This window comes from Scardovia inopinata JCM 12537 (assembly GCF_001042695.1).
Taxonomy (GTDB): Bacteria; Actinomycetota; Actinomycetes; order Actinomycetales; family Bifidobacteriaceae; genus Scardovia; species Scardovia inopinata.
The window spans coordinates 75,256-98,650 of record NZ_AP012334.1 but is presented as its reverse complement, the minus strand read 5'-3'; the positions used below and the strand labels follow the sequence as shown (position 1 = coordinate 98,650).

Sequence of the window (23,395 nt, the reverse complement as noted above, 5' to 3'; positions counted from 1 at the left end):
CCCAATCGGCTAAAGTCCTCATCACCTGGCTAAAAATATGCCAATCAGGCAGAAACCTGGCGCAAATCATAAGGCACAGGGCAGCCTAATTCATATAAATTTTTATGCATTCCTGAGGCTCCTGTAAAATATTAAGGACTAGCGCTTAGGGCTAGCGGACATAATTCGCTGCGGCATATGAAGGACGAGCTATGACGATTTATCGTAAGAGCGATGAGAATGATGAGGAATCGGCTGTATCAGGCGCCGAGACTCCATCGGAAGATGAGACGACTCAGTCTATTCCGCCGATCGCCGACCCTGTGCTGATTACGCCTGAGGACAAGGAACGGCATAATCATAGTTTGTCAGAGAATCCCACAGCTGAAGGTCAGCACCTGGAAGAAACACAGGCGTTTAATCCCCTTTTGGATGATTTTGATGATGCCGGCAATGCTGCAGGAGGAACCGGAGCAAGGGGAACTTCTGAGGTTGGAAACCAAGAAACTGCACGCTTAGGGGCAGCGAACCCGCAGAATGCAATAAATCCTGAAGATAAGCCGAGTGTACTTCCAAACCCTGATTTCGCTACCTCAACTTTGATCTTCCCACAGACTGCACCCGTGGCCCAAGAGACAACACTGACAGGGACAAGAGAGGAAGAGAGCTCTCCCGATGCCGGCGAAACGACAGAGCAAATTTCACCCGCAGTGCTCGGCGACAATAGTGCTCTGAAAGATGAAGGCTTACCGACCACTGCCATCACCAGCAGGGATGATTATACAAGCATCAGCAGCAACGAAGACAGTGCAGCTGACAAAGAGAGCGAATACAGGGACGACAGCGGCGACAAGGCTACTATCAGTCACCCGGTCGCCACAGCCAATACACCCAACGATGAGCTGAATTCCACCCTGGAACAGTTCGTATCTGATTTTGGGGAAGATACTACCGATTCCAGGAGTGACTTCGGGGCAGCAGGAACCCGAGGGACATCAGATTCGCAGGAGTTGGGAGCAGGCGGGGTGTCAGTCGCCGAGCGCAAGGACGATGAAAACCAACGGCGATTGATCATTGCCACCGTAGTGGCTCTGGTAGCTATTATTCTCACTTTTGCCTTGATTTATGGGGGATTAGCAGTACGTCGGGCCATGCGTACCAGCGAGTACAACAACGCCCTGTCCAACTGCGAATCATCAACGTCCAAAATGCAGAAAGCAGGCAAGGCACTGGGTACGCAACTGACAGAAGCCCAATCTGTTACCTCTTCTGTTACCGCAGATGACGTATCTGATTCTGGCACCGTGACTAGGTTGCAGAACGCTATTTCCAGCGGCAAAAGCACTTCCAACAACATCAGTTCTATCGATTCATGCAGCTCTACGCTTACTCAAACCCGACTGGAAGAAATCACACAGCTCAGTACTAATCTCACCAAGCAGGCTCATAAAAATACATCTTCCATTAAAACCTCCATTGGTGAGGTGCGCAAGAGCGCGGCAGCTAAAGAAAAGTCAGACGCTAAGGACGATCTGCAGGCAGTTGCGGCTCAAGCCCAAACCTTGTATGCCACCACTAAGGGTCAAGTGCAAGATGATCAAACCCGAGTTGATCTGAACAACGAGCTCAAGAAAGCCACTGCCCTCCTGGATAAGAAGGAAAAAGAAGTTACCACTCAGGAGTACACCGATGAAACACAGGCTGTCAAGAACGCCATGACATCGGTCACAAATTCCAAGAATGCCAAAATTGCTGCCGATAAGGCTGCGGCCGAGGAAAAAGCTCGCCAAGACGCACTGAAAAAGCAGCAGGAGGATGCCCGGCGACGGGCTGAACAGCAGAAACAGGACGATCAGAATAATCAGAATCAGGATGATGATAATTCTGATGACAATGGTTCAGACAACGGCAATTCGGACAACAACGACAACTCCAACAGCAATTCCGGAAATAACAGCGGAAATAACTCTGATTCCACCAATAATAAGAGCAACTCCAACTAGTCAGTCAAGTCCAGCAAATCATCCAGTTCGTCAGGAAAGTAAATCAGCATAGTGGAAGATACGGAAAGACAAGACCCAGAAGAAAAAGCAGAGGCTGCCACCAAGCAGTCTACCATCTTGCCAATGCAGGAGAGCCGGCACCTGCATACCGACCTGAAGAACCGTCACATTCAGCTGATTGCCCTGGGCGGAGCCATAGGGACAGGCCTCTTCTACGGATCGGCTGAGTCCATACAACTGGCCGGTCCGTCCATCCTCCTTGCCTACCTGGTTGGTGGATTCATCATTTTCCTGATTATGCGGGCCCTGGGCGAAATGAGTACCTATGATCCGAAAGCCGGTGCCTTCAGCTACTACGCCAGCCGCTACTGGAATCCCCGGGCTGGCTTCATCTCTGGGTGGAATTACTGGGCAAACTACATTCTGGTCTCGATGGTAGAGCTGAGCGTGGTCGGAACTTTTGTCCAGTATTGGTTCCCGCAGATCCCCGCCTGGGTCAGCGCAGCAGTTTTCATGGTCCTGATCACCGGCGCTAACCTCTTGGGAGTCAAGGCTTTTGGAGAATTCGAATTCTGGTTTGCCATCATCAAAATAGTAGCTGTCATAGCCATGATTATTGTTGGCCTGACCCTGATTATTTTCGCTGTCCCCCAGACTAATGGCGTTATTCCCAGCTTCGGAAACCTGGTACACTCCCCTGGAGGTTTCCTCCCCCACGGACTGATAAGTAGTGGCGAGAACGGCCAATTCACAGGCCTCTTGATGGCTTTAGTGGTAGTTATGTTCAGTTTTGGCGGGACCGAGCTCATTGGGATCACGGCAGCAGAAACAGAAAACCCGCAGACCACTATTCCCAAGGCAACCAATCAGATTGTCGGGAGGATTCTTCTTTTCTACGTTGGCGCTCTGGCCATCATTATGGCCGTCGTCCCCTGGAATCAGATTGGGAAAGCCAACTCTCACGGAGTCGTTGTCAGCCCCTTTGTACAGATCTTTGATTCTGCCGGCATTCATATTGCAGCCGGGATCCTCAATTTTGTCTGTCTGACTGCAGTCATCAGCGTCTACAACTCAGGTCTTTACTCCAACTCCCGAATGCTCTATTCCCTGGCAAAGCAAGGGAATGCGCCGCATTATTTGGGTAAACTGAGCAAACGCGGAGTGCCAGTTGCCGGAGTCCTGACCTCAGCAGCTATCACCGTTATTGCTGTAATTGTTGTATTTCTCTGGCCTTCTTTTGCCTTTAATTATCTTATGTCTATTGCTACCTTTGCTGCCCTGCTGAACTGGTCTCTCATTGCCATTACACACATGATGTTCCGCAGGAGACTAAAGAAAGAGGAAGCAGATTTGCAAAAGATCGGAGCGCAGACAGCTTCAGGTAAAGATAAGCTGACCTTTCCCTTGCCCGCAGCCCGAGTTACTCCCTGGCTGATTCTCCTGTGTATGGCCGGACTTTATGCGCTCATGTGGATTTACCCCAGTTACCGGGTTGCCGCAATTTTAGGCCCCTGCTGGGTTGTTGCCCTCCTGATTGGATCCTTCCTGGTCCATCCTGTCAAGGCTTAATGCCTCCCAGCCGCCGTGGAAGCTTCCTGGCGAACAACTTCCAATGCTTTATTGAAAGCATCGGAAGTCCAGCTTGCTCCGGCAACCTTGCTCACCTTCAGGTTTTTCAAAGGTTTCCCTACGATGGCAGACTTGATTTCCTTGACAAAACCAGTCTGATATTTTTTGGAAATCGGCGTTGCCGGATGAGGGGTAACTGTTACCTGAGAAACTTTTTGACCAGAAACGGTGATAGCCACATCAATTTTGTCCTCACCGACAGGACCGTAAGTGGCGATTGAGGTAAAACGGCCATTTGCATAGGTTCCCGTGTCTGGACCGAGTTTTTGCCTGTTTCCTGCTGAAGCAGTGGGCTTGGACGTCCGGCCAGAAGAACCGGATGACGCAGAGGAAGAATCAGATGAGGAAGGCGACGACGAAGACTCGCTGGTTCCGGCATATTCATCATCAGCGGGGACAGCACTGCTGGTACCACAACCAGCGAGGCCAACAGTGGCGACAAGGCTCAAGGCCCCTGCGGCAATCCTCCGAGTCAGATTCTTCTTTTTCGGAAGGTCCTTCCTGGATTTAAGAGGCTGAACACTTTCTGAGGAAAGAGGATTAACTTTAGACGCCTTGGTGGGATTAAGAGCCGGAGCAGAGACTTCATCTGATCCGTGGAGGGCTGGGTGTCCACCCGCATCCAGAAAACGCTGATGGGCCTGATCATCATTCCATTTCTCTCCGACCAGCTGGCCATGATTAAGCATAATCTCCCTCTGGGCACAGGAGGCCACCAGGGCATCATGAGTGACTACAATAATAGTTGTCCCCTGCTCGTTGAGCTCGCGGAAAAGCTGGAGAACAATTTTCTCATTTGCCTCATCGAGGTTGCCTGTTGGTTCATCAGCAAGAATCAGCTCTGGATCGTTGATTAAGGCCCGGGCAATGCAAACTCGCTGTTGCTCCCCACCAGACAGTTCTTTGGGAAGATGATGGGCTCGATCTGCAAGACCAACCTTAGCCAGGGCATCCAGGGCCTGCCTCTCATCTACCACTGAGTGGTAGTACTGGGCAACCATCACATTTTCCACAGCGGTCAGATGGGGAACCAGATAGAACTTTTGGAAAACTAAGCCAATGACATTTTTGCGGACATCAGCCAGCTGAGACTGATTAAGATCATCTAAACTCTGTCCGTCAAGAATTACTGATCCACGGGAAGCTTGGTCGAGACAGCCAATAATATTCATCAGGGTAGTTTTCCCCGAACCTGAAGAGCCAACGACCGCCAACCACTCGCCGCGGGAAACTTCCAAACTCAAATCGTCCAGAGCATGGAGATCTCCGTATATTTTAGAAATATGGTCTAACTGTAAAAGCATGGAATTATGCGAATTGTCGGTCATTTTCCGCTCCTATCTGCGAGTGCGTCTGATATGAGAGTGTGTCTGATATATCGTGTCTGTATATACTACATATTTATTCATCACTGAGTACCACTGCCGGATCTATAGTCACCGCCTGCCTGACTGGGCCAATGGAGGCGAAGACAGCAACGACAAGACTGATGATTAAACACGCTACAGCCAGAAGAGGGTTAAAAGACAGGGATCTCTGAAAAACTCCCCTGGTCAGAGCCTGAGAAACCGCATAACCCAAACCCAGGCCAATAATTCCCCCGAAAAATCCATACACAGCGGATTCAGCAAAAAACTCGATGGCTATACCCCTGGACGAAGCACCCAAGGCCTTTCGCAAACCAATTTCGCTGCGGCGCTGGGCAACAATCGAAGTCATAGTGGTAGAAACCCCCACCATAGTCAGAGCCACGATTACCAGCGAAATAATCCAAAAGAGAGTGGTCAGCATAGTAATAATGGAAGCATTGGCTGTGGAGATTTTCGCAACTTTCTGTGCGGTTACGCTCATAACAGTCATGGTGTTGATGGACTGGACTAACCTGTCCAGATCGGCCCCCTGAGCTGAAGAAGCATATTCAACAACATCGGCACCGCGCTTGACGCCGGTCAGGCGGTCGACTGCCTGATTTGTCATGTAAATCATGGAATCTTCAGCACCTCCCGTATCCACAATGCCAGCAACGCTGAAGGATCTGCCTGAGGTATCGAGGATGCCAGATGCCCTGTAACCAATAGTTATACTGTTGCCAACAGAAAGGTTCAAAGCCTGAGCCAGATCGGTGCCGATCAGGATTTGATTTTCCTTGACTGGCCAGGAACCCTGAATATTCCAAAAACGATTAAGTTTCCGGGTCTGGGCGACGTTTATACCGGCAACCTGGTAAGGAGCCGAATGAATGCGTACATTTTCATAACGGTATGATGCCCATTGAGCACTATCCCCGTGGGCAGTCAGCATAGAGGTCGTGTGGTTAATGAGAGCCGAGCTGATACCTGACCTAGTTTTTCCGGATCCGTTGGACTTTACTATCAGATTAGCCCCGTATGACTGCATTTCTTCCGTCATCTGGCGGGGAACCACCAAACACACTGAGATTAAGCAGAAAAGGGTGGCTGACCCAACCAAGGATGCAATAATGGCCATCAATGCCCTGGATTTCCGGCGGAAAATAGCGCTGGACAGCATAATCCAAAACATGCGGATGTTTGCAGCAGGCTGAGATCGCAACCCAGCCTCTGCCAGGGCAGGATTCTTCTGTCTGAAGTGATTCGCAGACTCAGCCATAGCCTTGTCCTCTTTCTTATCTGATTTTCTCATGCCTTTCCCCTTACCGTCCATGCAGAACTTGAGCTGGTTGGAGTTTAAGAATCTGTCTGATAGAAGAGACAGATGCAGCGAGGACTGTCAGAGTCAACAAAACAAAAACCAGGACAAAAACCATGGGCCTCATGGTAATGGATGAGTGAAAAACAACTCTGCTGACAATCTGAGCCAAACCTACCCCCAGAAGAGACCCGGTCATGGCCCCCAAGGCGGCTATCAGAGCTGTCTCAGAAATAATCAGTCGGAAGATCTGACTGTTCCTGGCTCCTAAAGCCTTGAGAAGGGCCAGCTGCGAAGCACGCTCCCCCAAAGCGGCGGACATGAGGTTAGCCACAGCAATAGTGGCTGCAATAAGCGTCAGAGCGGTCATCACAATCATAACAGACCGGGTTTTGGCCAAAACATTGCCTTCCAAAGCCGCAACCTGCCGGACCTGTTTAGCCACGGCGTTAGGTAACACTTCCTGAATCTGGTAGGCAATAGAAGAGGGATAAGCCGTGCAATACCAGGTCTCCCATTCCTCCTGAGAGAGGGCGTCGGGATTCTTTGCCGCTTTGCGGGCCAGATCGTTTTCCGGAGTTGTCAGAGCCTTAACCTCTACATAATCCACCTTATCTTGCAGACCAGAAACAGCCTGGGCGCAGGACGTGGATGTATACAGAGCCTGATCGTCATCATCATGTGAGCTGTAAATCCCCACAACTTTCAAGTTATGGGAAGTAGTCGAACTGCCGTTGACCGAATCAGAGCCGCTGTCATGAGATCCTGTAAGTCCTGTAGATTCTGTGGATCCTGTAGATCTTGTAGATTCTGATTTGCCCACTCTCCCTGAGAGTTTTTTCTGACTGGAAATTGTGACCCTATCCCCTACTGAAATCCCGAGTTTAGCTGCCAAAGCAGAGCCAACCATGGCTTCAGACTGAGAATCTTTAGGCCAGGAGCCCTGGATTTTCCACCAGGGCCGCATTTTTTGCACTCCCACAAGCGTGGTTTCCCCTGTTGACACATGCACTTGCTTGTTGAACCAGGTTCCGACAACAGGAATCCGTCTTTCTTTGATGCCGGTTTTGTGATTCTGCACAGTCAGCCGCACATTGAGTTGAGGGGCAAAATTGGTGATGTTGTAAGCCCAGAAGATAGTTTTGATTTTCTGAAGATTAGACTCTTTGATAAAAGAAGAAGGGTCTACAGTTGATGAGCTGGGAGTATTGGAGGAGCTGGATCCGTAAAGCTCTGAAATCAGAGCATCTGATTTGGGACGGACTGTAATGTTGGATCCATATGCAGACAGCTCATTGGTCAGCTTGTCACCCACATCATAAACAATTCCCAGCATAGCTATGCTGACTGCTGCCGCTAGGGCTACAGTCAAAGAAATCAGAAGCCGGCGCCGAGCCTGACGGGTCACTGACTTACCAATCAATCGCAGGAAAAACATGATAATCACCTGGCCTTATGAGATGGCAAAATGGCCGGATAGGGCGTCCAGATCGGCGGTTTTTATGGTAATTTTTCCTCCTGAGGACTGGTAAGGCAGGGGGATGGGATTGCATCCTCCCTTAAAGCCAATAGTTGCCAGGTTAATGGCTACATCGCACTTTTTGCAGACGATTTTTCCATCCTTCTCGTAATAACCGGCATCTCCGCAATTTTCGCAGGCATCCAGGCCTACTCCATAGGAGCCTCCGCTCTTTTTGATAATAATAAATCTCATAACAGTCCCGTCTTTAGCCTTGTACTGGAAGCGGTGAAGATGTCCATCGGCCAACTGAGAGTACGGAATGGTAGCTGTTGTTTTTGTCAACTGATACTTCTCGGGAGCAGACAGGGTCACCTCCTGGGTGGTCAAGGCCACTCCAGAGGTCAGACTTAGACTGACAAAAAGAACAGCAAGTAGAGACCAAACCGTGGCCGCATAGGCATGGCGGCGGAACTTGCGCAGGGATCGCTGACGGGCCCCGGAGGAAGCGGCAGAAACCTCTGGCCCCATTTTCATGCCAGCAATCAGAGCAGCCGCGGCCGGTAGAAGAAAAACAGCCGTCTGAGCAATAATCAGGCTGTTATTATGGTTGATCAGACTTACCAGGAGGGAAAATTCAGCATCGGTAAGTTCCAGAACAGCTGTATTAACCAAAATCTGAGTCAGGGCAGTCACCTGTTGAACCAGGACCAGGAGCAGAAAGAGAAGTGACGTGATCATAAGGAGCACCGGGGATATGCTGGTCTTCAAAGTCCTGAAAATGGCCGCAACTGTCATGGCAGCACCAACACCCAAGAGAAAGCCTACGGCCCGGGTCAACATGGCAGAGGTAAAAGCAGATTCGCCTGTTTCCACAAAATTTGCCAACTGAATAATCACATCGGGAATAAAGCAGACGATCGTCGACGCTATAGCAATAGCACCGGCAAGATTAGTAAAAAGAACAAGACCTGGGTTTGTTTCACGTGAAACGAGCCTTTGCTCTCTTGCCTTTTCTATATTTCCTCTATTCTCTGCCTTCTCCCCCTTGTCTAGCTCTACCGCTTTTCCTGTCTGATCTATCGTTCCATTCTTTTTTGTATCCTTCTTCCCCATGCCACTCAGGAAAGTGAAGATTAATCCAAGAACTGTCAGGGTCAGGGAAATAATATTGACCCACAGGGCCGGGCGCAAGATCGGGGTTTGTTGACTGACTACTGCCATCGAGCGCAGCAGCGCAAAGACAAGAGCCACCGCAAGGCCAAGAATCAGGCCAAAAAGACGGCAGATACGACTGACCTTACCCGTGACCTTACCTGACTGTGCTTTTCTTGAAGGCAGGGCCAGAGACAGAAGCATATATAAGAGCGCAGGGGTCAGAGTTCCTGACAATGCGGTGATGAATTGTTTTAACACAAAATTGTCCTCGGTATTTTTCTCGCTGTATTCTGTATTCTCTTGTTTATCTTGATTCTCTTGCTTATCTTCTTCTGGGCACTCGTACTGGCAATACTGTCGCCCCTGACTTTGTTACCACTTGTGAGGGGTATAGTTCCAATTAAAGCTGACCTTAAGAGGAGTCGTCCAAAAACGGCCGGTGACACCTGTCTCTTTGTCTACATGCAAAGCCCACCCCTTTTCTGCAGGGGAGTGAATAGTAAGGGTAAGTGTGTACTGACCTGCTTTGTCTAGCTTCACATTGCCGCCATAGTGAGGACCATCAGCTGCATTCATCTGCATAAAGGTACCCGACGCGGCAGTTTTCCCGCTTGCCCGGTCCACAATGGCATACTGCACGGTTAGATCAGGGACATATTCTCCCTTGGAATAACCCAGCTTGTTGTTAGCAAGGGCGTGTATATCTGCCTCCAGATGGAAGCTGGATTCAGCAGCAGACAAACCAGTCCCAGCAGGCTCCATATCTACCGGCTGAAAATAGACCATGGCAACATTCAAGGGTCCGATTTCCTGATCATGACCAATGGGATATTCTTCAAATCCTTTAGTCCCCCCTGCCTGGCTGGAAGAAAGTGTCGAGCTGTTTCCGGCAGATCCGGATGCCCTGTTCCCTCCCTGCGATACTCCACAGGCGGCCACAGTAACAGTGAGGACAGCAGCACAGATCAGAGACGTTGCAGCAGTCAAAGTTTTCTTTAGCCCCGAAACCAGTCGGTTTTTCTTATCTTCTTTCATAGGTGTTTCCATTCTTTGTTAGTGATTGTTGCTTGCGCTTGTTGGTAGTTATTGTTGGCAGTAATATGAATAATTTTTCCTTTCTCTTATATAGGGTCATAGCTTCTTTCCTTCGCCCTGCGCTTCCGCCTGACCTCCCTGATCAGCAAAAGCAGCAGAATCCATCTGAACAGTTTGACTCTCACTATTTTCCCGACCTTGTTTAAGCTGTTTAGTCACAGAAAGCACAGTAAGGAAAACCACAACAACGGCTATCAATATCTGGAAAACCACAGTCTCTGTATAGGGATAAATCCCCAGGAAATCATTGGTCATCCAAGAATTGTGATAGGAACCATCAATAATGTCCGCTTCAATAAGCTCGTGTAGACCAGAACCTGCAAAAATCACGACCATGATAGACATGAGTCCGCTGGTAATAGCGAAGAAGGGACGGATGGGGATTTTTACCGACGTGAAACGGATCAGGAGGAAGACGATAATCAGAATGACCGCGGCCAGGCTGGCCCCACCATATAAAGCTCTGTAATCATTATCGGATACCATCCCAATCAGAGCCTGATAGAAGAGCACCGTTTCAGCGCCCTCCCTGAAAACCGCCAGAAATGATAGCGAGGCCAGGGAGACAACACTTCCATGGGAAATGCTGCGTTCGGTCTGATTTTTTATATAAGAATTCCAGCCTGCAACTGACGATTTATTAAGCATCCAATTGCTGGTAAACAGGAGCATAACCATGGCAATCAAGGCGGTAAACCCTTCGATCATTTCCTGGTTGGAGCCACTGGCCCCATAGAAAAGATTGAGTATTACAGCCATCAGACCAGAAGCCGCCAACCCCAGGAATACTCCTGCATAAATAAAAGCAAGTTTGTTTTTATAGCCAGCTTTCACCAGGTAAGCAATAATGGCTGCCACGACCAGAATGGCTTCCAGCCCTTCCCTGATAAGAATAATAAAGGCTTGGCCAAAGGCTGAGCTGAAAAAGCTGGTCAGGGGATTAATATGGGCCGCTGCACCACTGCTGCCCTCCGAGCCTGTGCCGTCGAGAATCCCGGCATCCGTAAGCAGCATGCTTTTAAGCTGGTTAATATCATTATTAATGACTGTCTGACTCTTGCCAGCCATCATGTCTTTACGAGCTTGCTTGAACTGATATTCCACAGCCGAAACTCGGGAACCAGAGATAGCGCTCATGACCGTTTTTTCAAAGCCCAGTTTTTCATAGTATTTGTAATAGGCTTCATTGACCAGAGCAGCTCCCTTTTCCGCATTATTCTGCGAAACTGCCGCCTTGTACGCCCGATCAAGAAGGATGGTCATTTCCTTGGCTATTGACGTCCATGTTCGGCTCCCCTTCCCCTGATTTTTGTGTACCATAGCAGCATCAAGCTTCCGGCGCTCTTTTGTAGTTTGATCCTGCAATCTGCGGCCATATGCACGGGGAGAGCCCAGCGAAGAAGCGTCCAGTTTCCTGGCCGAAAGGTCCAGATCTGATGTCAAGGAGGAAATTTTTTGGTGAAGAGAGTCCTCCCTCGTTTTGGTGGCTGCTTGATAGGTGATGGATGAGATATCTGCAAAGACTGCCGTTTGACGACTGCTTTTTGTCTGACCTTCATGGTCGCGGACGGCCCGAATCATATTAGTCGCTACATACCCGGTATTGTAAGCACGATTAGCCAAGGCTGCAGCAGTTGCAGTGTCTGCATTTTTATACGCTTTGTCAGCAGCAGACAAATCCTCTGATATCTTTTTTGATACCGCTTTCCAGGAAGAATAGTTATATGCAGAAGAAGCTGAGGAACTAGAGGCGAAAGCAACTGCCTGCCAGAGGGCTGAAGAGACAACAGACAGTACAAGCAGAACAACAACTATCGCGCAGGCTGCAGCCAGCTTTACTGCTGCCGGTAGCCAATTTACACCATATGTACTGCCTTTGCCTGGCTGTTTCTGGGGGGACCTGTGTCTTATGCTCCTCACGAATCTCCTAACGTTGAACCCGCTTACTCCAAAATAAAACATAAAAATCTATTTGTAAAGACTTTTTTGAAAAATTTTCTATTCCGGGAGCACCTCACTTCTTTTTCACTGCTGTTTTATCCGTTTTATAATGACTAGTTTTATAATAAGTAACGATGACAGCGCCAACAGATCCTTTTTCACCCCTGACCGCAACGGGCGAACCTTATATTTTCCCCATTCCCGGAGCTCTAGGGACAGGAATAATTATTAGCAGCAGCCGTGAAATCAGCCAAGAGAATCAAACTTCTATAAAAAATTTTATTCATTCTTTTGAAGGGGTTCTTTCCCGTTTTCTCCCTCAGTCACTAGTTTCCCACCTTTCTGACCCGGGTTTTCTTGATCGGAATGGGGGAATAATTACTTTTCCTGATTATCTCAGTCCCCTATTCACCATATGTGATGATCTTTATACAGCAACTGATGGTGCTTTCGACCCATGCGTTGGCGAAGACCTAGTCCGTCTGGGTTATTCTCAGTCTTTTGAATTAATAAAAGCAGAAGAACCTATAAAAATTTATGCAGACTTAAGTGGAGAAGGAAGTACCAGGGGAAAAACTCCTGGAGAAAGAAACCCTGAGGGAAGAAACCCCAAGGAAAGAAAAAAGCGCAAAAAAATTCATCGTCTACAGTGGGAGTCTCTGCGACAAGCTGGGCCAGGAAGCACTCTGACTGTCAGTCAGCCGGTTACCGTGGATTTCGGTGCTGTGGGCAAGGGATTCCTGGTCGATGTAATAGCCGACAAACTCCTGTCAACAAACTGTGGATCTTTCACCATTAATGCCGGCGGTGATTTATATTTCTCCCACGCTGGGGCAGCGAAAGCTTTTTCAAAGACTCTGCCGGCCAATAGGGCCTTCTGCCCGGACGGGGAAAGCCAAGCGGCAGCAAACCAAGTTGCTCTGGAAGATCCGGAAGATAGCAAGAAGGCTTTAGGAATCGTGACCGTCGATCGCTCGCATGAATTCGGCTGCTCCCTGTGCGCCTCTTCCACCAGCCGCCGTCACTGGCTGGTGGAAGATCAAAAGCAATCGGTTATCCGCATGAATCACATTGTCAATGCTATCAATGCAGCTGCGGCAGACAACGTCATCGCGACCTGGGCCTTGGTTGAAAATCAGCAATTTTCTACCGCCTGGGCAGATGGGGTGGCAACTGCTTTATTTCTGTGTAATCCACAGAAGCTTTATGCAAAACTACCCCATCTAGAATTCGAGTTTTTCCAATTTTTCACCGATAGGTCGGCTGCTTTCTCCCCTGGCTTTCCTGCGACGATCATGGATATGGCACCAGGTGCTAAAAAATACTAGCCAGATCAGACCCGCAATGGCCAGCCAGACAGTATCGGGAGCCAAAAAGAGGGTCAGGTAGACCGCTGCGAAAAAAATGATTGCCAAGGAATCTAAAACCTTATAGGCAGGAAGGAGGAAGCCATCTGGGCTGAAGTCCTTGCTCTGCCGGTACTTCCAGTGAGCAACGATGGTCAAAGTATAAATTACGATGATTACTGAGCTGGACGCGCTGGAAAACCAGGTAAAGGCTTGGGTTATTGCGGGGAAAAGACTGACAGCCGGAGAAATCAGTATAAATAATGCTGAAAAGATTATGGCCCTGGCCGGGACTTTATGCGAAGAAACCTGTTCCAGGCTGAAGAAGCGAAGGAAAGAATTTTGATCTGACTCATTGGCCACCTGGTAAAGATGACGGCCGGCAGAGAAAAGTAGAGAATTCAGAGAGGAACTGGCTGCAGTAATCACCACAAAGAAAACAAGGGCAGCAGCCCAATCCAATCCTGCATATTTAAAGACCATGATGAAGGGGGAAACGAATTCTCCTGCCTTGTCAGGCACAAAATTACGCCAGGGAACAATAGTCATGATGGCGATAAGAGCACCAACATAAAAAATCAGAATCCGGTAAATAATCTGGTTTGTGGCCTTTTTCAGAACCGGTCGAGGGTTTTTGGTTTCCGACACTGTTACCCCCACGAATTCAATCTGCTGATAGGCAAAGAAAACCATGGGAAAGGCAATGACCAGATTACGCCAGCCGTTGGGAGCCAAAGAAAAATCTCGGAAAATATTCGCAAAGGTCACCTGCCCCGCCGGGGATTTAATAACAGAACCGGTTGTGGGAATAGTTACCGCCGAATAGTGATAATGGGCGATGAGCATAACAATAGCAGTAACTATCATACCTATTATCAAGGTTATCTTAATCATGGAGAACCAAAACTCTGCTTCTCCAAAAAATTTGACAGCTATCAGATTCACCAGGACCAGAGTTGCAAGGAAACCGATTTCTATCAACCATTTCCAGGCAGTCAGATCTATATTGTAGGTTTTGAAAAACTCAACAAAATAACGAGAAACAGCCGTTAATTCGGTCATGCCGATCAGAACAAGAACAATCCAATACGACCATTGACAGAAATCTCCCCAATCTCTACCAACATAGCGGGTAATAAAATTTATGAAAGTATGCTGGCTGGGATCCTGGTACATCATCTCACCGATAGCTCGCATGAGAATAAACATGATCAAGCCCACAGCAATATACACCAGGACGATAGAGGGCCCAGTCAGGGCGATGGACTTGCCGGATCCCAGAAAGAGGCCAGTCCCAATGGTTCCACCTATGGCAATGAACTGCACATGACGGTTGCTGAGGCCTCTTTCCAGGCTGTTATGGGTATCCAGGTCCAGGTCCTTGACTGAATGCAAGGAATCAGGCTGCTTGTGAGGGTGAGACTGGCCATCGCCTGAACTGTGACTCTGAGAAGAGAGCTGCTGATTTGCCAGCTTGCCTTGACTGTCTTGATCGTAGCTTTGGCGATTCATATTCTTTGCCATTTATCCACCACCCCCAAATTCGTCTCCGCCTGCGTCATCACGGTCAGGATTTGTCTCTGATAACGCTGTTTCGCGGGCTGTTATGATGCATTATTTTACTTCTAAATAATCTATGCTAATAATGCCAGGTGAATAATGGCTATTTTCTGCAGAATTTCCCTCATTTGTGCACAATATTGGGGACCATGGAAGGCTGATGGACTTGCATAAACCGGGGGCAGGGAAGCCAATCGCGCTCATCCCAATCGCACACATACCAATTGCGCCCATCCGTTTAGCGGGGGAATCGCCCTGTTCCCTTTTTCTACTTGACCTTCTTAATCTGCATAATCAGAACAGCAGCGATCAGCACCAGAACAATGGACACAACGAAGACCGAGGCATAGGCTTGAACAGAGTAGCCGGAGGACTGATGCATAATCCAGCGAGCAACAATGGTCAAAACTGCTGAAGTGAACAGGGAGCCAATGACCTGAGAGAGTGTATTGGCCAGGTTGAGAATACCCAAATCCTTGCCAGCTTCTTCAGGATTAGGCAGAACAGCAACATTCAGAGCCTGATCAATAGCATTGTAAATACCATAACCCAGACCGGCAATGCTAGCGAAAAGATACATCCCAACAGGACTGCGGAAAAACAGGGGCATGGCAGCGCCAAGGGCAAAGAGGCAAGAGGCGAGTGCGACAGGCAACTTACGCATGTGGATCTTATCAGTAATGGGACCGGCAGTAACAGCAGCAATCAGCGAAACAACAAGGGTAATAACAGCCATAACCGCTATAACATCGGCAGCCTTGCTCTTAGCTTTAGGAACGCCTGCGTAGATGTAGTACTGACAGATATAAAGCTGATACGAGTTGATCATCCAGTAGCCGCCCATCATAACTGTGCGGCCGATCAGAGCAAAGTAGAAATCCGGAGCGTGAAGAGGCGGAGTGAAAGACTTCAGAATCATCTTCATGGAGAACTTATCACGAGGCTGGTCCAGGTTGGACTTGTCTGCAGGCCAAATTGCAACGGTGACAACACCAATTATGCAGAAGACAGCGTAACCCATCATCCAACCGGCAAAAATGCCGGAGTTACCCAGCTTAATCAGGCGAGCACCAATATAATTACCGAGAGTCTGCCCAACAGCAATTCCAGCACCATAAAAGCCAGACACCGTACCCCGAACCTTGTCGGGAACACGGTCAGACATGGTGGCAACAAAGGGGGCGAGCATGATATTGTATCCCAGCTGAGCCATAGCCCAGAGAAATACAATCAATCCAAAAGACCTGGTCAGACCAATCAGACCAACATTAATACCAGCAATAAAACCGCCAGAAATAATCCACCAGAAACGCTTGCCGCGACTGGATCGGGTCAAATCTGACAGAGTTCCGAAAATTATATTAGCCAGCAAGGCAACCACAGCGCCAACCGAGTTGATAGTTCCCAGCAGTGTGGCATAATTTCCAGGACTAATCTGGTTCAGCACTCGGGGAAGAATGACGGAGTTCAAAGCTACCCAGGGAATGGCGCAGATCACAGCATTGATGGTAAACCCAATTCCCAGACGTACTATCTCAGTTTTTGAAGGCACATGACCGGAAGCATCAGCCATAGGGTTGCGCATATCATTCAAGGCGGAGTCCAGATTCAGAGCCTGAGCCTCAGGTACATCAGCCAAGACAACGGCAGGAGCAGAGGACTCTGCACTCATGCGAACATTCTGCACATCAGGATTCCGCATTGTTTCCGGTTGGGCAGGTTGAGCTTCCGGGATCGGCTCGGCTAATCTTTCTATGTTCTGTTTCTGTTCCGGACTCAAAGCCTCGTTCAAATCTGGCCGGTCGTCAATGCCGGGGCGAACGAAATCGTTGAAATTCATACCAAATCCAGTAGGGTTCGAACTGCCTCCATTTTCCTCATCAGAAGTCATCAGTCTCCTTTCAATTATCAAATTATCAACTTACTCTGTAACTTTTATATTTATTATTTTATTATATTTATATTTAATATTTATGATTGGTACCGATGATTGGTACCGAAACCTGCTGGGCCGGGTACCTGGTCTAGCACCTGGTCCAGCAATCCACACAACTAGGCCACTACTGAACTAGGCCACTACTGGAGGATTCGCAATAATATCATCCGTAAAGTGCTGACCTGCAGAATCAGTCCAGGAGATGGTGCAGACAGGCGCATTCTGACGGTCAACCCCTTCCCCTGGAGTGAAGGTCAATGTGGTGCTGGTATTTTGACCGGTCCAGGTCATAGTCAGCGACAACCCATCTTCTGCAAAGGAGAACTCTCCATCAAAGGCATCGAGGGTATTGCGGAAGCGCCCCAAGGCATTCAAAGCCTGGACGACAGGACGCTTCATATTCTGGTCGATCTCTTCAACCGTGTAATAATGACGGTTAATATCACGGCCCACATTGGTCCGCCTGAGCAAATCCATATCGTTCTTGCCGGCCAGAGCGCCAACATAGTAAACCTGAGGCACGCCAGGCATGTAGAACTGAACGGCTCGGGAAGCGATATACTTCTGATCGTCACAGCCCAGGGCAGAACAGTAGGTGCAGTTAATCTGGTACAAATCCAGGTTGGAGGCAGCGGCGCCGGTTGCGGCTGCTGACTCACCATTGGAGTTCTTCTTAATGGTCTCTACCAGCTGATCAACCTCTTCATCCGGAACCAGTCCCTTCATAGACCGATCCATCTGGTCTGAACCTACATCGATCACCCCAATGCCATCATGAGTGTCAAGCACATTCACAGCATTGGTCGGCCGAACGCCCAGCCAATGAGCCAGGGGGCCGATCTTGCCTGTACTCAGCGCATGGAGCAGGAGAGCTGGAATGGCAAAATCATAAACACGGTCTACCTTGTTGGCAATCTCCACCTGTTTCTTGTAATAAGAATGAACTTCAATCAGGGTTTCCATCCCGCGCTTGGCTGATTCTTCCTTAATCCGGCCAATCAGATCAAAAGTATCGGGAGTCATAAAGCAGCTGGTCTTGGCTTTCTTTGCCCCATATCCAACTGCATCCAGACGGATAAAGGACACATGAGACTGGGACATCTGGTCAAGAATAGACATGAGATAAGCCCATCCTTCATCGGAAGCAGTATTGATATCAACCTGCTGTGGAGTAAAAGTGGTCCAAACCAGTCGAGTTTTGTCTCCCCAAGTATAGTGAGTAAAGGGCAGACCTGGTCGCGGGCGATAAATTCCAGCCAAATCCTCTTCAGTAGCCCCGTCCGGGAAGACGGCAGACATAGTCAGAAACATAGAATAATAGGGTGATTTCTCGCCATTGCGCATGACATCCTGGAATTGCTTTGACTTCCATGACATATGGTTGACAATGGCATCCACCATAATGTCGTGAGTCTTGGAAAGCTCAGCTACATCATCCCAGGTTCCCAGCCGAGGATCAACAGCCGTGTGATCAATGGGATCAAAGCCAGCATCAGCTCCATCGAAAGGAGTAAAGAAGGGAAGGATGTGAACTCCTTCATAGACACCATTGAAACGGGTACGAAGTACCTCGGTCAATGATTTGATGGTTCCCTCGCCTAAGCGATCGGCGTAGGTAATGAGTTGGACTTTATTCTTCATCAGACCTCCTTGCCTGAGTTTTTGCAAAAATTATTACCTGCAGCAGTCGATTTTTGCTTTATTGATAACCACCTAGAACAGCCTCAGACTATAAGTCGCACCGGGAGTGCAGAAGCCCCCCCGCAATTCAAATAACAACATGAGACTTAATCTAAGTATGAAGTTGTGCTATATACTACTCTAACACTTATTTTCTATCCTAAAGAAAGAAACACGCCAATATGATCTTTTCACTTCAGAAGTCTTCCGGGTCTGACAGCAAAATCACTGATAAAGGTGTTATTCGGAAGCTGATTGCATACGCCCTTAACCCGGATTCTTTTCATTTCTTTTCCAGTCTTCAGATTAATGAAGTAAAGAAGAAGATCTCCATCTGGCACTCCCCTGGTAATGACCATTGTATGGCCAATAATAGCAATGCGACATGTATGGTCTGTAAAATCTATCCGCTGATTATAGAACGTCTTATTTATTACCCTGGTTATTCCGGTTCTCGTATCAGTTTTGAGAATACGGCTATCCCCATGAAGCCAATAAAGAGTGCTGCCAATTAAAGAATTTTGCACCTGCTTCGAATAGTCAAACCCTTCTCGGGGAGAGGTAAAATAAGATCCATCAGGATTGATCAGCGGTATAGATTCCCGCTTTCCTGTTCGAATATTAATGACCTCCACGGTTTCAGTGAACCTTCCTCCTTCTTTGTGCGCCTGCTGAGCGGCAAGCAGCCGTTTGGTCACCGCATTCTTCTTGATTGCCAGTCCTTCGACAGCAGTATGCATACCCAGATAAACAAAGGTATTGTTTCTGCATGATCCGTCAGACACACCCCCCTCATCCCCCAGAGGATCTTCCCACTGCTTGACATGCGAAAAAACAAACTTTTGATCTTCTGCCAGGTTATCAAGCCTGCTGAAACCAAAGCCGTTTGAGCCTATGTCACTAGTTATACCGTAAGCTCTGTTCCTGCAGGCAATAACCATTCCATACTGATTGTGAAAACGGAGCCTGCGGGAACGACCCTTGTTAGAGATAACAACTTGTTCGTTATAACCTTTTCCACCATGAGTATAGCCTCCATTGTAAACACCAACTCTGGTGCCGCTATCCTCCAAAGTTGCTATTCCATCCTGGGTATTTGGTTTGCGTGAATATATCTTGTAATTCTTACCCCTGTCTGAAAGCCAGTAATCATATTTCTGGTCTGCATAAAAAATTCCATCCTTCGTCCACGAGAGCTTCCCACTGTCCAATATATCGTGCTTATGGATGGCATAATCTCCATTTCGGGTAATAAAAATCGTTAATCCCCGAGAAAGAAATGTTTTTCTTGTCCAATCAGGACTGGCATAAAAGGCAAATTGATAACGTTCAAGTTTAATGTCTGAAAAATCTACTTCATGTGAGGAGTTCTTCAGCCTCACACTGCAGGCTTGAGAGCAGCCAAGAACGAGAGCCAGGGCGAGAAAACAAATAAGATATCGCCCCAGCTCTCGGACAAACCTTGCTAAAAGATTACTTTTCATTAGGTATTAACTACTTAAGGGTTCTGTAAGTTCTTACAAGTGGAGAATCTCGAATATCGGATGGATAGACGCCGGTGCCTCCATGCAGGCATGCTCACATGCTTCCTTATGCTAATCATGGCACTATCGCCATCCTTTCCGTCCCTCATATGCACCATCGCATACGATCTTAAGGACTACACCTAGTATAATCGCACAAGAAACAGAAAGCAAACTGGAATCAGTACCAGAATAAACCGTGTTGATTGTATGAAAAGAAGAGACACGATCTGAGTGATCGGTATCCGTCTGCTATTCTGGAGATAATCTCAAAGAAAGATATGAGTAAGCTTGAGTAAAAGGAAGGGACGTGCACATGTTCACTCAGGCAGTTAAATTTGCAGGACGCAGGGGCTTAATTCTGACTGCTGCAGTTCTGTTTGCCGTAACCGTCATCCTCCCCCTGGTGGTTTCCCTTATTTCTTTCTCTTACAACCCCTATACCGAACCCGGGATTGTCTATCTGGGATATACAGCTGTCACAGCACTGACGGCCTGCATAATATGTATTAAGTATCCACGACTGCGCATGGCTGGCTTTATAGGAGCGGTAACAGCCGCAGGCATTCTACTGGCAGGGATCGTTTTGACGATAGTTCTCGCCTGGGGCCTTCGCGATTTTCTTTTTTATCTTCTCTTCGATTTGGGGGCGAATCTTCTTGCCTTGCTCATGGGCAGTGGCCTGGGCTGCCTCATACGTTTCGCAGCTGCAGATGCTTCAGCAGTTAACCCTCCTTACCGCACAAATATCAGCCACCTCGCCGTCTGGGCTTTAACAGGGAAAGATTTGTCTGCTCAGGAATATGCTCACTGCGACAGTAGGCTGAAGTCTTGGGGAAAAATCCTTCGCCAGAAACTGCAAAAAATCAGGCCCCTTCACGCTTTAATTCTGATAATTGGGCTCCTGCTTCTCTACCCTGGCTCCGCTCTGCTAGGGCTTCATAATTCAGCATTAATACGAAACAATATCTGGCGTATCCTCGTCCTTACTGCCTGCCTGGTCCTCTTCATTTTTTTCTTTATGGGACTCAAAAAACACACTCTCAGACCCTACATTATTCTTCTCTTCTTCAACGCCCTGGCCAGCAGCATCACCTACCTCTACCCCAGTGGAGGAGAGCCCTTTTTCGCGGGGAGCATCGCAGTGCTTTTTGGGACTTTTGGTCTGGCGATGGGACTTACCGTTGTTGCCCTGGCCAAGCAGCAACGGTAAGTGGGAGGACAGGATTTACCGCTGTGCCGCCTGCATTGGCTGCCACCGGCGCACCGGCTGTCCGCCCTGTGCTGCCTGTTCTACCTGCTTTCTTGACTGGGAACGCTTGATCAAAGAGCGGATTCCCAGACCAATTACCGTGCCTATTACTGCGGCAGCGATGGTGGAGCAGGGAACTGAGCAAGGCTCTCCGCCAAGAGGAACGATGTAGGTAAGAAGAGAGACACAAGCGCTGATGGCCATCAAATTGAAGCAGACCCTCAGGCGGCCGCTTATTCCGGCTACCAGGGCAAAAATAATCACAGCTGCTGGAAGCACAAAATACAAAACCGGCTGCTGATATCCATATTCACGGAGATTTTCATTGTTGACAGCAATCAGCAGAATACCGGGGTAAAACACCAGCAGGAGCACTGTCGTAAGAATTGCAGGCCCAGGCTTGATCTGTGAAAAAGCCTGATCCAGCACTGACTTCTTATCAGAGCCGGTAGCCTGCTGAGAATATTCCTGAGCAGACAGGTTCTTGCCAGTGAGCATGAACACGGTCAAATGCCTAATATCCTCCTCACGGGGAGGATTCTCCTTATTCACATGCGCTCCCAGAGCCCGCATTGCTGCACCCAGTCCGGCTCCAAGGAGCAGAAATCCTAAATATAGCCCCAATGTTGTCATGAAATACCCAAAGGGAGCAAGATAGGGAAGGAAGATGAGCCAAACGATCTCATCTATAATGATGCCGGCCAAGCAGGCCAGACACATTAAGCCTACAGTAGACCAGTGAGGGTATTTGACGGTAATAATTATACCGGCCACCAGCTGGGGAAGAACATAGAGGGCTATAACAATAGTCGGAATAGGGTTAATTTCAACCGCATTGTCAATAAAAACTGCAATCATGGGCAAAATTGAGGTAAAAACAACGGAGACAGCAATAAGAACCGCACCTTTGCTACCTGCCCGTTTAGTTATATCCGAGAACATTTTTAATCCTCTCTGTTTATAACAACTCGATTATGCATATCTTTGTGCACAACCTGAAGTTTCACCTCCATTGTAGCAGAAAATTAAAGTCTTATTGTCAATTTTTGAGTATATTTATTGAAGTTTCTGAGAATTTACAGGAGGCATGGGGGTCCAGTCAGGGTCGTGAAGAATCTTGTGCTCAGCTGCCCATCCGCGGCAGATTTGGACAAGACCAGAAGAAATGCTCTTGCGGTCTACCGTGACCAGACGAATGATTTCTTTTATAAAAGTTATAAGGTTCCCCAGGAAGAAGGCGGCAGGATAATAATCCCCGTGAACCATGTAGTAGCGGGCCAGGAAGCCCCGGTTCCGCATCAGATAGAATCGCTTAATGTCTGACATGGAATTGATCTGAGGCAGACCAGCAATGTCCAGATTTGCCAGGGTACGGGTTCTGCGAAGAATCTTATCTTTAATGATGATGGGTCTGGTCACCTTGCTGGCCAGATAGCCAAAGTTGGCATCATCCCAGGCAATGAAGAAACGGGGATCGGGGAAGCCAACCTTTTCCACAACAGTTCTCTTGAAAAGACCGCCTTCAAAGCACATGGAATTCATATAGTGAAAACCGGAAGGGCCAAATTTAGGCGGAGAAAAGGGGTTGGGAATACCCAGGGGGACGATGGTCTGGTACTGCCAGTAGAAATCTCCCCCATCAAAGTCATAGCGGCCGCCCTGAATAGCTTCAAACTTACTCATCCAGGGGGAAAGCTTTTCCAGGGCATCGGGCAGGACGGCAACATCATCATCCATAACCCAGAACCACTCAGCCCCCAGTTCATACGCTTTTTTTACTCCCCGGTAAAAGCCTCCCGCTCCGCCGGTATTGGCCTCAACAGGCAAGTAAACCACGGATTGCCCCCTTTTCTTGCTCTGCTGAAGAGCAGCGTTCAACTGATCGGCAATCTGCCGGGTCTGTTCAGAATTCTCGTTATCCACAATCACCACCAGCCAAGGCTTGATGGTGAGATTCTCAATGGATGTGCATAGCTCTTCCAGCAGGTTCTGTCGCTTATAGGTAACAATGACCATAGCCAACCTCTTGGTGGGAAAAGCCCTGCCCTGAGAAGAAGTCGCAGACCCCAGTAAATCTGAAGCTGCTGTGATTACCGGACTCACAGCAGCAGTCAGATTTTTATGGGCACGAGTAAAAAAACGAGATGTCATAACTCCCTATGGTAGC

The 23,395-nt window shown here is 48.3% G+C and carries 16 protein-coding genes and 1 pseudogene; 4 read left to right on the top strand and 13 right to left on the bottom strand.

Features of this window, described 5'->3' with window-relative positions:
• Nucleotides 1-191 precede the first annotated feature (191 nt).
• Together SCIP_RS00370 and SCIP_RS00365 are read left to right on the top strand one after the other, a co-directional pair.
• Nucleotides 192-1,982 (top strand): hypothetical protein, encoded by a 1,791-nt coding sequence (locus tag SCIP_RS00370; protein ID WP_048349241.1) that lies wholly within the window; start codon nucleotides 192-194, stop codon nucleotides 1,980-1,982.
• A 123-nt stretch (nucleotides 1,983-2,105) separates the two neighbouring features.
• On the top strand, nucleotides 2,106-3,551 hold the full coding sequence (locus SCIP_RS00365; RefSeq protein WP_040590378.1) for an amino acid permease: 1,446 nt from the start codon (nucleotides 2,106-2,108) through the stop codon (nucleotides 3,549-3,551).
• Here the strand turns inward: SCIP_RS00365 and SCIP_RS08450 are convergent.
• From SCIP_RS08450 to SCIP_RS00335, 7 genes and pseudogenes are all read right to left on the bottom strand, one after another.
• The gene (locus SCIP_RS08450) at nucleotides 3,548-3,790 is read right to left on the bottom strand and encodes an FMN-binding protein (RefSeq protein ID WP_331270607.1); all 243 of its coding nucleotides are present in this window, start codon (nucleotides 3,788-3,790) and stop codon (nucleotides 3,548-3,550) included. The genes SCIP_RS00365 and SCIP_RS08450 overlap by 4 nt on opposite strands.
• A gap of 458 nt (nucleotides 3,791-4,248) precedes the next feature.
• A pseudogene (locus SCIP_RS07905) lies at nucleotides 4,249-4,915 on the bottom strand (ABC transporter ATP-binding protein); the annotation flags it as partial.
• Between the two features lie 97 nt (nucleotides 4,916-5,012).
• On the bottom strand, nucleotides 5,013-6,152 hold the full coding sequence (locus SCIP_RS00355) for an ABC transporter permease (protein ID WP_040590777.1): 1,140 nt from the start codon (nucleotides 6,150-6,152) through the stop codon (nucleotides 5,013-5,015).
• A gap of 130 nt (nucleotides 6,153-6,282) precedes the next feature.
• Nucleotides 6,283-7,716: an ABC transporter permease gene (locus SCIP_RS00350; RefSeq protein WP_040590377.1), complete on the bottom strand. Its 1,434-nt coding sequence runs from the start codon at nucleotides 7,714-7,716 to the stop codon at nucleotides 6,283-6,285.
• 15 nt (nucleotides 7,717-7,731) lie between these two features.
• On the bottom strand, nucleotides 7,732-9,153 hold the full coding sequence (locus tag SCIP_RS00345) for a DUF2318 domain-containing protein (protein WP_040590376.1): 1,422 nt from the start codon (nucleotides 9,151-9,153) through the stop codon (nucleotides 7,732-7,734).
• Between the two features lie 114 nt (nucleotides 9,154-9,267).
• Nucleotides 9,268-9,930 (bottom strand): iron transporter, encoded by a 663-nt coding sequence (locus SCIP_RS00340; RefSeq protein WP_006292500.1) that lies wholly within the window; start codon nucleotides 9,928-9,930, stop codon nucleotides 9,268-9,270.
• A gap of 96 nt (nucleotides 9,931-10,026) precedes the next feature.
• Nucleotides 10,027-11,784, bottom strand: a complete 1,758-nt coding sequence (locus SCIP_RS00335; protein ID WP_006292499.1) for an FTR1 family iron permease — start codon at nucleotides 11,782-11,784, stop codon at nucleotides 10,027-10,029.
• Nucleotides 11,785-12,065: 281 nt separating this feature from the next.
• On the opposite strand from SCIP_RS00335, the gene SCIP_RS00330 reads away from it, so the two are divergent.
• Nucleotides 12,066-13,259 carry an FAD:protein FMN transferase gene (locus tag SCIP_RS00330; protein WP_006292498.1) on the top strand — a complete coding sequence of 398 codons (1,194 nt, stop codon included), beginning with the start codon at nucleotides 12,066-12,068 and terminating at the stop codon, nucleotides 13,257-13,259.
• Here the strand turns inward: SCIP_RS00330 and SCIP_RS00325 are convergent.
• From SCIP_RS00325 to SCIP_RS07445, 4 genes are all read right to left on the bottom strand, one after another.
• A complete protein-coding gene (locus tag SCIP_RS00325; RefSeq protein WP_006292497.1) occupies nucleotides 13,155-14,789 on the bottom strand; it encodes an amino acid permease in 1,635 nt (544 codons plus the stop codon). The two genes, SCIP_RS00330 and SCIP_RS00325, sit on opposite strands and share 105 nt — an antisense overlap.
• A gap of 316 nt (nucleotides 14,790-15,105) precedes the next feature.
• The gene (locus SCIP_RS00320; protein ID WP_006292496.1) at nucleotides 15,106-16,677 is read right to left on the bottom strand and encodes an MFS transporter; all 1,572 of its coding nucleotides are present in this window, start codon (nucleotides 16,675-16,677) and stop codon (nucleotides 15,106-15,108) included.
• Nucleotides 16,678-16,905: 228 nt separating this feature from the next.
• Nucleotides 16,906-18,414 (bottom strand): sucrose phosphorylase, encoded by a 1,509-nt coding sequence (gene gtfA / locus SCIP_RS00315; RefSeq protein WP_040590373.1) that lies wholly within the window; start codon nucleotides 18,412-18,414, stop codon nucleotides 16,906-16,908.
• 230 nt (nucleotides 18,415-18,644) lie between these two features.
• Nucleotides 18,645-19,835, bottom strand: coding sequence for a hypothetical protein (locus SCIP_RS07445; RefSeq protein WP_144427338.1), 1,191 nt, complete (start codon nucleotides 19,833-19,835; stop codon nucleotides 18,645-18,647).
• A 457-nt stretch (nucleotides 19,836-20,292) separates the two neighbouring features.
• Here SCIP_RS07445 and SCIP_RS00305 point away from each other — a divergent pair, with 457 nt between their 5' ends.
• Nucleotides 20,293-21,189: a hypothetical protein gene (locus tag SCIP_RS00305; RefSeq protein WP_040590372.1), complete on the top strand. Its 897-nt coding sequence runs from the start codon at nucleotides 20,293-20,295 to the stop codon at nucleotides 21,187-21,189.
• Nucleotides 21,190-21,204: 15 nt separating this feature from the next.
• Here the strand turns inward: SCIP_RS00305 and SCIP_RS00300 are convergent, their stop codons facing one another.
• Nucleotides 21,205-22,170, bottom strand: a complete 966-nt coding sequence (locus SCIP_RS00300) for a hypothetical protein (RefSeq protein ID WP_006292492.1) — start codon at nucleotides 22,168-22,170, stop codon at nucleotides 21,205-21,207.
• Nucleotides 22,171-22,284: 114 nt separating this feature from the next.
• On the bottom strand, nucleotides 22,285-23,379 hold the full coding sequence (locus SCIP_RS00295) for a glycosyltransferase (protein WP_081442781.1): 1,095 nt from the start codon (nucleotides 23,377-23,379) through the stop codon (nucleotides 22,285-22,287).
• Between the last annotated feature and the right edge of the window lie 16 nt (nucleotides 23,380-23,395).

Excerpts from the sequence above, each read along its gene's own strand:
- SCIP_RS00370 (WP_048349241.1), top strand. The coding sequence starts at position 192 with ATGACGATTTATCGTAAGAGCGATGAGAATGATGAGGAATCGGCTGTA.
- SCIP_RS00365 (WP_040590378.1), top strand. The coding sequence starts at position 2,106 with ATGCAGGAGAGCCGGCACCTGCATACCGACCTGAAGAACCGTCACATT.
- SCIP_RS00355 (WP_040590777.1), bottom strand. The coding sequence starts at position 6,152 with ATGTTTTGGATTATGCTGTCCAGCGCTATTTTCCGCCGGAAATCCAGG.
- SCIP_RS00350 (WP_040590377.1), bottom strand. The coding sequence starts at position 7,716 with ATGTTTTTCCTGCGATTGATTGGTAAGTCAGTGACCCGTCAGGCTCGG.
- SCIP_RS00340 (WP_006292500.1), bottom strand. The coding sequence starts at position 9,930 with ATGAAAGAAGATAAGAAAAACCGACTGGTTTCGGGGCTAAAGAAAACT.
- SCIP_RS00330 (WP_006292498.1), top strand. The coding sequence starts at position 12,066 with ATGACAGCGCCAACAGATCCTTTTTCACCCCTGACCGCAACGGGCGAA.
- SCIP_RS00325 (WP_006292497.1), bottom strand. The coding sequence starts at position 14,789 with ATGAATCGCCAAAGCTACGATCAAGACAGTCAAGGCAAGCTGGCAAAT.
- SCIP_RS00320 (WP_006292496.1), bottom strand. The coding sequence starts at position 16,677 with ATGAATTTCAACGATTTCGTTCGCCCCGGCATTGACGACCGGCCAGAT.
- gtfA (WP_040590373.1), bottom strand. The coding sequence starts at position 18,414 with ATGAAGAATAAAGTCCAACTCATTACCTACGCCGATCGCTTAGGCGAG.
- SCIP_RS00305 (WP_040590372.1), top strand. The coding sequence starts at position 20,293 with ATGTTCACTCAGGCAGTTAAATTTGCAGGACGCAGGGGCTTAATTCTG.
- SCIP_RS00300 (WP_006292492.1), bottom strand. The coding sequence starts at position 22,170 with ATGTTCTCGGATATAACTAAACGGGCAGGTAGCAAAGGTGCGGTTCTT.
- SCIP_RS00295 (WP_081442781.1), bottom strand. The coding sequence starts at position 23,379 with ATGACATCTCGTTTTTTTACTCGTGCCCATAAAAATCTGACTGCTGCT.